General features: G+C 64.0%; 2 protein-coding genes. Both read left to right on the plus strand.

Translation table 11 applies throughout. The features are described from left to right. Positions 1-51 precede the first annotated feature (51 nt). Positions 52-459: a YbaB/EbfC family nucleoid-associated protein gene (locus ACH413_RS33405; RefSeq protein ID WP_360047700.1), complete on the plus strand. Its 408-nt coding sequence runs from the start codon at positions 52-54 to the stop codon at positions 457-459. Positions 460-468: 9 nt separating this feature from the next. Then, positions 469-948, plus strand: a complete 480-nt coding sequence (locus ACH413_RS33410; protein ID WP_360047701.1) for a hypothetical protein — start codon at positions 469-471, stop codon at positions 946-948. Positions 949-1,048 lie beyond the last annotated feature (100 nt).

Consider the following 1,048-nt stretch of genomic DNA (forward strand, 5'->3'; position numbering starts at 1 on the left):
CGGTTCTTCACTGGTCCCAATTCCGAGGAATCTGCGCGGTGAGGAGTTCTCGTGTCGTCCCCTTTGCAGGACCAGCTGGAAGAGGCTCTCGCCGAGTATCGGAAGCAGCGCGCTGGCTTGAAGGCGTTGCAGGAGCGGATGTCGGAGTTGTCGTCGACCGCGACCGCGCCGCGCAATGTCGTGTCGGTGACCGTGGACACGCATGGTCAGGTCACCGGCGTCGGGTTTCCGACCGGTGCCTTCAAGAACATGACGCCAACCGAGCTCGCGAACATCGTCTGCGACACCGCGCGCAAGGCGCAGGCGATGGCGCGGGAGAAGACGGCGGAACTGGTGGAGTCGATGATGCCTGCGGGTTCGTCCATGCGCGGTATGGAACCTGGGAAGTTCGATGTGGACAGGTTGTTCCCGGAAACTCCGGAGGACGGGGGCTTCTTCCGTGGCTTCAACCTGGGATAGGGGAGTCACATGTCGTCAGACGACGTCAACTGGGCCAGCGTCGAAGGCTTGAGGTCAGCGGCGATCCGGATCGAGAGGGAGGGCAGGAATCTCGGCAGCCTGCTCTCCAGCCTGCACGAGAAGATCGGCGGCATGATCATCGATCCGGCGACCTTCGGAGGTGACAAGGGCGGCAGGGAGTTCTACGCCGCGTGGGAACCGTACGTGAGGCGTTGGTATGACGGCGTCCGGGACGTGTCCGACAGGGTCGTGGCCACCGCCGTGGGTGTCGACGGCATGGCTGATGCCGTTGCTCGTGCGGACAAGGACAGCGCGAACATGGCGGACGACCTCTACCAGAACATCGCCAATGGTGCCACGCCCGGTACTCGTGGGACCGGGACCGGGACCGGTTCGGGTGTTCCCAACATCCCGTCGCTCACACCGCCGCCCGGCGCGGGTGGTGGCGGAAGCGGGAACACCGGTGGTGGCACCGGCGGCAGGCATTGATCATCCAGTAAGGGCATCAGTTCGATGAACGAGGCGGAAACCCGGTTGAAGACCTGTTTTCTCGGTCGGGTTTCCGCTTTGTGTGTGAAGGGGGTGGGCG

It is taken from the genome of Lentzea sp. NPDC020367, assembly GCF_044387305.1.
GTDB lineage: Bacteria > Actinomycetota > Actinomycetes > Mycobacteriales > Pseudonocardiaceae > Lentzea.

Bases quoted from the DNA above. Each gene is read 5' to 3' on its own strand.
- ACH413_RS33410 (WP_360047701.1), top strand. From the start codon at position 469: ATGTCGTCAGACGACGTCAACTGGGCCAGCGTCGAAGGCTTGAGGTCA.